General features: G+C 41.8%; 6 protein-coding genes, 1 tRNA gene and 1 pseudogene. 4 read left to right on the forward strand and 4 right to left on the reverse strand.

Annotated elements, in window-relative coordinates; all coding sequences use genetic code 11:
* The first annotated feature begins 390 nt into the window (after positions 1–390).
* Both A4R26_RS08170 and A4R26_RS08175 read left to right on the forward strand, forming a co-directional pair.
* Positions 391–1260, forward strand: a complete 870-nt coding sequence (locus A4R26_RS08170; protein WP_165760189.1) for a helix-turn-helix domain-containing protein — start codon at positions 391–393, stop codon at positions 1258–1260.
* A 200-nt stretch (positions 1261–1460) separates the two neighbouring features.
* Entirely contained in the window at positions 1461–2579 is a 1119-nt protein-coding gene (locus A4R26_RS08175) for an epoxide hydrolase family protein (protein WP_081163303.1), read from the forward strand.
* Between the two features lie 87 nt (positions 2580–2666).
* Here A4R26_RS08175 and A4R26_RS08180 read toward each other — a convergent pair whose 3' ends face one another.
* Positions 2667–3479: a hypothetical protein gene (locus tag A4R26_RS08180; protein ID WP_081163304.1), complete on the reverse strand. Its 813-nt coding sequence runs from the start codon at positions 3477–3479 to the stop codon at positions 2667–2669.
* Positions 3480–3909: 430 nt separating this feature from the next.
* Between A4R26_RS08180 and A4R26_RS08185 the strand changes: the two genes are divergently transcribed.
* Positions 3910–3997 (forward strand) — tRNA-Ser (locus tag A4R26_RS08185).
* Positions 3998–4259: 262 nt separating this feature from the next.
* Positions 4260–5141 carry a phage integrase SAM-like domain and Arm DNA-binding domain-containing protein gene (locus A4R26_RS08190; protein ID WP_081163305.1) on the forward strand — a complete coding sequence of 294 codons (882 nt, stop codon included), beginning with the start codon at positions 4260–4262 and terminating at the stop codon, positions 5139–5141.
* 66 nt (positions 5142–5207) lie between these two features.
* On the opposite strand, the gene A4R26_RS08195 is transcribed toward A4R26_RS08190, so the two are convergent.
* The 3 genes and pseudogenes from A4R26_RS08195 to A4R26_RS35400 all read right to left on the reverse strand — a co-directional run.
* The gene (locus A4R26_RS08195; protein WP_500684385.1) at positions 5208–6464 is read right to left on the reverse strand and encodes an IS1182 family transposase; all 1257 of its coding nucleotides are present in this window, start codon (positions 6462–6464) and stop codon (positions 5208–5210) included.
* 6 nt (positions 6465–6470) lie between these two features.
* Positions 6471–6751, reverse strand: a pseudogene (locus A4R26_RS36270) (transposase); the annotation flags it as partial.
* 49 nt (positions 6752–6800) lie between these two features.
* The coding region (locus A4R26_RS35400) for a hypothetical protein (RefSeq protein WP_207625709.1) at positions 6801–7002 on the reverse strand (202 nt) is incomplete at its 5' end.

Below are 7002 nucleotides of genomic sequence, written 5' to 3' on the forward strand. Positions count from 1 at the left end.
TAGTAAAAATGAAAATGGAGCCGGATTAAAAGAGATGGAATGATTCCGGAATGAAGTGTACGCCTTTTCTTAAAGTTATCGAATTTATCTGATATGGATACACGCGGTTTTTTATTAATAACGGTTACCCGCATTACATACAACCATGGGTGGGGGCGTTGTGATACGGCCGTTTGCCCCGGCACCGAATTGCTGCAGGCGCTGCAGTTACCCCAAAACTCACGGCCATTGGCATCGGTAGTGGCGGCCCGGCGCTTGCATTTATCGGTTACGTGTAATTTACATAGCTCCTTTTTTTCGGTTTCCGGTCAGGGAATTCGGACAGGAAGGAAAATAACCATAATATTGACCAGCGATGTTTATAAAGTCATTCCGACCAACAAGATTCATATGCAGAAAAAATTCAACCTCAAGTCTTTTAACCTGTACGAGTACCTCAAACACCAGAATGCCCATAGCTTTAACCTGCCATTTTTTCTAGCCGATAGCCAAACCTATCAAAGCGCACACGTAAATTTTCCTTTCAGAACATTCGCTTATGGATTGGGAATTACCTATACAGGTAAAGGAGAGATCTTCAAGATCGGCAGTACCGATTATACGCTACGATCTCACAGCCTCACTACGGTTGGCCCCGGAATGGTTTGCCAATGGACTGGCAATTATACGGCAGAACACGATACGGTATACTTTACGGAAGAATTATTTGAGGGCATGCACGCCAAGTCTTTTTTGAATTCCCTGTCGTTCTTTTTTCATGGTGGTAATCATGTTATACAGTTGACGGAAGAACAGGTAAAAAAGATGAGATCGTTGTTTGATTTACTAAAAGTGCTGAAAGACGACAAAGAAACCATCCCCGGAATCGTTTATTCGCTGCTCTCATTAGTCAATACATTTCATTCCATTCATAAAGACAGGCCAAGGAACGCGGTTGTTTCGAGGCGGGAAGAAATTACGCAGGAATTCAGGAAACTGGTGGGCGAACACTTCATCCGGAATAAGGAAGTGTCTTTCTACGCCGGCAAATTAAATATCACCCCTAAATACCTGAGCGAGGTTTTACAGGTTGAATTAGGGAAGTCGGCCAAAAACTTCATCGACGAATTTGTAATGATGGAAGCCAAAAGCCTGCTCAGGCAAACTACTATGACAATTCAGGAAATATGCCATTGTTTAGGTTTTGAAGATGCCTCCCATTTTACGAAGTCATTTAAAAAGCATACGCAAAATACACCCGCCCAATACCGCAAAGGATAAACGGAACATTGCTGATCAGGAGCATAAGAAACCGAAGTTTATACCATTTATTCCGAAATGTTGACAAGCCGGATGGCTTGCCGAAAGCATAGCTTTGTTGCCTCAACCAATAAGTACAGACCTTGTTAACCCGTTAACTCGTCAACTAGTTAACTCGTCAACTTATTTTTCGCTTATTCTCAACCAAAAAAATATCAGCAATGAAGAATGTAACGGAATTCAGGATAACGGTTTCCCAACAGGTATTGGATGATCTGAAACATCGTTTGCAAAATACACGGTGGCCGGGCGAAGCCGATGGATCGGGCTGGGCTTTTGGCACCAGTGAAGCATACCTGAAAAACCTGGTTCATTACTGGCAAACATCGTACGACTGGCGCAAACACGAGTCACTGCTCAACAAATATCCCCAGTACATCGCCGATGTGAATGGCATAAAAGTACATTTTCAATATATAAAGGGGAAAAGTAACAATGCCAAACCCCTGATATTGACCCATGGCTGGCCCGACAGTTATTACCGCTTTCACAAAATGATCCCCCTGCTCACCGAAGGCAATCAAAGTTTTGACCTGGTTATTCCATCCATTCCCGGCTTTGGTTTTTCTGAAAAAACAGCCCTCTCCAGTGAAGCGGTTGCCGACTTATGGAAAGTACTGATGACCGGGAACCTCGGCTATGAAAAATTCTATGCGGCCGGTGGCGATATAAGCATGAACGTTACCAAAGCATTGGCCTCAAAATATGCCGAAGTAGTGGCCGGTGTACATTTTACCGATGTGGGTTATCCTATGGGGCAGGAAGATCCGGCTACCATGACAGAAGCCGAAAAGCAATTCGCCGGGTTTGTACAACAGTGGTGGTATGCCGAAGGAGCTTATGCCATGGTACATGCCACCAAACCGCAGTCGCTGGCCTATGGCCTCAACGATTCGCCCGTTGGGCTTGCCGGCTGGATCCTTAGTTTTATCAATGCCGGTGCACCGGCTGAAATAATAGAGGAGGCTTTCGGCGGCAGGGACGCGTTGTTGACCAACATTATGATCTATTGGGTAACGCAATCCGTTAGCACTTCCATGAGAATGTACAAAGCGGATGCCATTGCCCAGTGGTCGGGCGCGCAGCCTTTGAAGAAGACCAATGTACCAGCCGGCGTGGCGTTATTTCCAAGAGAAGCACAATTTCCAAAAGAGTGGGCCGAACGATCTGTAAATGTAGTGAGCTTCAACAAAATGAAAGAAGGCGGACATTTCGCTGCGCTTGAAGTACCGGGCGTTTTTGCAGATGAGCTTCGGAACTTCTTTTATAGTATTAAATAATCTCTATATAACAACCTGCCCCGCGACATTGCCGGGCAGGTTAGTTGCTAAAATAGGTTAGGCAGGTAAATGGGCCGATGGCCCATCTTATAGTTGTCGCTTTGCTTTTGCCTTTACACGCACTATTTGTTCCTGTACTTTTTTTGTGGCCGCCTTTTCGGCCTTTGCGCTCTCCTCTTCCTCTTTTTTAGCCAGCAATGCCAGATCTTTTTTATCGGAAGTCCATGCAGACATGATCATCATTCCTTCTGCACGGAAAGTAGGAACCGGTTCTTCGTTGATACCTAGTTGTTGTTTTAAACATACAAGCCAGTGCACCGTACCGGCCGGCCGGGTAAACCCGAAATCGAAATCAGGAAGGCCATCCTTCAGGGAGATCCATTCACTGAACTGGCGTGCATGAAAAGAAGCCCCATTACCTTTTTTCCAGCATAATAAGGACACTTCATATGTATAACAATCGGCTTTGTATCTGCCAACATACCTGGAAGGATGAAAAAGAATGTGCAGATTCACGGTTATTGTCTTTGCGGTAGTAAGTACGGTTACCCTGGCATCACCCAGTTTATTGAGTGCATATTTTGGATTTACTTCCATGCCTTCCAGTTGTTTCAGCAACAGGAACCGGTTATTCACCGGTTCTTTGCGGAAATGCTGTTGAAGCACCTGGTAAAAATTAGTAGGCTTTAACGGACCGGCGTAAGCGCCGATCACTTTGTTCAAATCACCGGCGAGGGTATTCAGGAAGCCGGTGCGGTTATATTGTTCCTTAAGGGCCGGTTCATTTTTTTTGGTACCTTTTTTGGGCGCTTTACGAATGTGGCGTCCGTATTTGTTATTTACAAACACTTCATCATCGAATTTTCCATTTATTTTAATGACAGCATCCCGCTTCGCCATAAGATAAATTTTAGTATATTGTAATGAGTTATACAATCTACAAATTATACTCATACTACGATCAGCCCTTCCTTCTTCTTGATCAGGATCATTGCCTGACTTTCACGAGACCTTAACGAGACCCTCACGAGACTTTCACAAGACCTTAACGAGACATTTACGGGACATTTACAAGACTTTTACAGGATGTTTATCCATGGATAAGCTACAGATATCCTATGGTTAATGGTAGGTTATTGTATATGACCAGGCCTGAACCCCTCTAAAACGTCTACAGAACCTCTCAAGGACCTTACATGTAAAAAGTAGGGGTTTTGTGGGAGCCGCAGGCTATTCCTGTAGGGGTTTGATGCTATTTACCATATGATTGTAGTGCTAAAAGCCAGTCTTTTGCCGATTTACAGGAATCAATTAAATTACACCCCGTTACGGAAAGATGCCAGAGTGGTTGAATGGGACGGTCTCGAAAACCGTTTACCGGCTTGTTCGGTACGAGGGTTCGAATCCCTCTCTTTCCGCGGTGAGCAATTAACTGAGATAAGCTTCTAACAAGAAAGCCTTCAAAATCAAGCATTTGCAGGCTTTTTGCATTTTAAACATACCTGCTTTTACTGCACTTTATGGATATAGTTACCGGAGTAATCCGCGGAGTCTTACCTAAACTTATAAAGACTCCAGAAACTTAACACAACGCGCTATTTATTAACACTTTGTAAGAACTGAACTCGATTAATCAACTATGCCTTTGGCGTAATTTTCAAACCATTAAATGAGCAGAAAATGGAAAAGAGTTTCGGTTTATTTTTTCACCTTAAAACCACCAGGAATAAGAAGGCAACTGAATTGCCTATTTACTTATGCATAACCGTTAATCGAGCAAGTCGTGAAGTAAGTACCAAAATGAAATGCGACCCGTTAAAATGGAATGCCACTGCAGGGAGAGTTGAGGGTAAAACCCAGTACGCCAAATCTGTTAACGATTATCTTGATATAATTGAGAGAAAAGTGTATGAGATAAGGAAGCAATTGCTAGACAATGATCAGCCCGTTACCGCGGAAAACATTAAGACAAAATTACACGGTGATGAAATTAAGAAAGAAGTTTATATGCTATTGAAGATATTTCAGCGGCATAATGAGCAAATGGCTGAACTTGTCGGTCGTGAATTTTCGAAAGGCACATTTACACGTTACAAGACTGTTTACTCTTTCACGGTTTCATTTCTACAGTGGAAGTACAAGGTCACTGATATAGATATTAATCAATTGGATTATGAGTTTATTTCGGAGTTTGAATTTTGGCTGAAAAGTGTGCGTAAATGCAATCATAACACAACAATGCAATATCTAAGGAATTTTAATAAAATAGTCAATCATTGTTTACGCAGTGGCAGGTTATCAAAAAATCCCTTCATTCAATTCAAGATGAGGGATCGAGAGGTAGAAAGAACTGCATTATCCGAAAAAGAATTACAAAACATGATGGACCAACAGTTTTTGATTGAAAGGCTTACCGTTGTAAAAGATATCTTTCTCTTCAGTTGCTTCACCGGTCTTTCGAATCCAGTTGACCCGACTAAATTGGACGAGGGCGTCTCAAAAATAAGAGGCGCCCTTTTTTTGTTTTATGGCGATGTATGGAGTGTAATAGAATCGAAGTAAAATTTCTTGAGAAAGATGATTTTCGGAAGATGATTTTTAAAGGGCGGAGATTTGCACTGGCTTTTTTTAAGCCGCTTTCTTTCTTAAGTTGTGTGCGAGTGCCAGTAAACCGGTTTCAACTGCTACTTTTTCTTTGCCTCGTAGTATAAAGCGCTTAAAATTATGATTATATTTAATATTTGCAAACACGGGTTCTGTGTCGAAGCAACGCTGTTTACGTTTTTGGATACCTCGTTTACTCTTTAATCGTTTTTCTGCTTGTTCTTTGAGGCGTTGGTTATTTAGGCTAACCTCTATTATGCGATCACCTTTCTGCTGATGGCAGGTTCCATATAAAAAACAGCCTTCGCAGTTTGAAGCCTTGTACTTATCTATCACTCGTGGATACCCTGCTTTTGTTTCTTCTATCGTCCAACCAATATGTTTCATTGGTTCGCCTATCGGGCAAATGTATTGGTTGTTGTGTTCATCATAGGTAAGCTTATCTACAGTAAATGGATTTTTGTTACGTATGGTTTCATTCTGCATCCGGTCGAACTGGTTATACTTGACATAAGCCGTTATACGCTTTTTTTCCAACCATTGATAATTTTCTTCACTTCCATAACCTGCATCGGCAGTAACATTATTGGGCTTTTGTTTGAAGTTGTTTATGTGTTGGCTAAGGTGATCAATCAGCGTGTTGGTATCGGTCGTATTTTGATGTATACTATAAGAGGCTATGTATTGATTATTAGTACTGATCTGGACGTTATAGGCTGGTTTTAACTGACCATTTTTCATATGGTCTTCCTTCATGCGCATGAAAGTGGCATCCTTATCTGTTTTGCTATAGCTGTTTCTTTGTTCGCCCATAATTTTTTCCTGCTCTTCATATTTATCCAGGTTGGCCGGCCAGTTCTTTTTTGCATAGTTTAATTTTTGCTTTACGCCCTTAGCTACTTTCTTGTCTTTGAGCGCAGCATTAATCGCATCTATGGTCTGAGTAACTTTCTGTGAATCGATCTTATCAAAACCAGACGGATCAGTATCATCTAACTCTGAGGCCGCAACGGACTTGGCGTACTGCCACAATTCATTTAACTGCTCCTTTATTTTTTCCCTGTTGTGTTTGATTGCATTGCCCCATACAAACGTATAACGGTTGGCATTGGCTTCTATCTTGGTGCCATCTGTATATAAATCTTTGATACTCAATAATCCTTCTTCGCATAACAGTAAGACTACCTGAGTAAATATGGGTTGTAATGTTTTCTGAAGACGTTGTCCCCGGAAGCGGTTGATGGTATTGTGATCAGGGGTGCTCATCCCAGCCAACCACATGAAGTTTATATTCTGTGATACCGCTTCTTCAATTTTACGGCTACTTTAATATTATTGATATATCCGTATACCAGCACTTTGAGCAGCATGCGGGGATGATAGCTGCTGGTACCACCTGGTTTGTATAGTTTGATCAGTTCACTTATATCTACCTTCTCCAACACTTCGTTTACAACCCTAACTGGATGATTAGGAGATATAAGTTCATTTATGTCAGGCGGAAGTAACATCGCCTGGTTTTGGAAGTTGCTTTTAAATACAACCGATAATGTTTTGCCTCTTGCCATACCCTTAAAAACAACACGACCAGTGCTTATTACTAAACCAGAAATACCTTTAGTTATACAGCGCTTTTGTGGATAAACCCACCCTAAAAAATGAAAATAAAAAAAGGTGCCCCAAATTACTATTGAGACACCCTCGTTTTTCTTTATCCCCGCCTGTAATGCAGTTCAGTTGCGCAATTGGCTCAAACAGCGAATTTACTTTGGAGGTTAGAAATGCTCTTTTTTCGCGATTATAGGTCACTCCTTCGGGA

Source organism: Niastella populi, from assembly GCF_002078015.1.
GTDB lineage: Bacteria > Bacteroidota > Bacteroidia > Chitinophagales > Chitinophagaceae > Niastella > Niastella populi.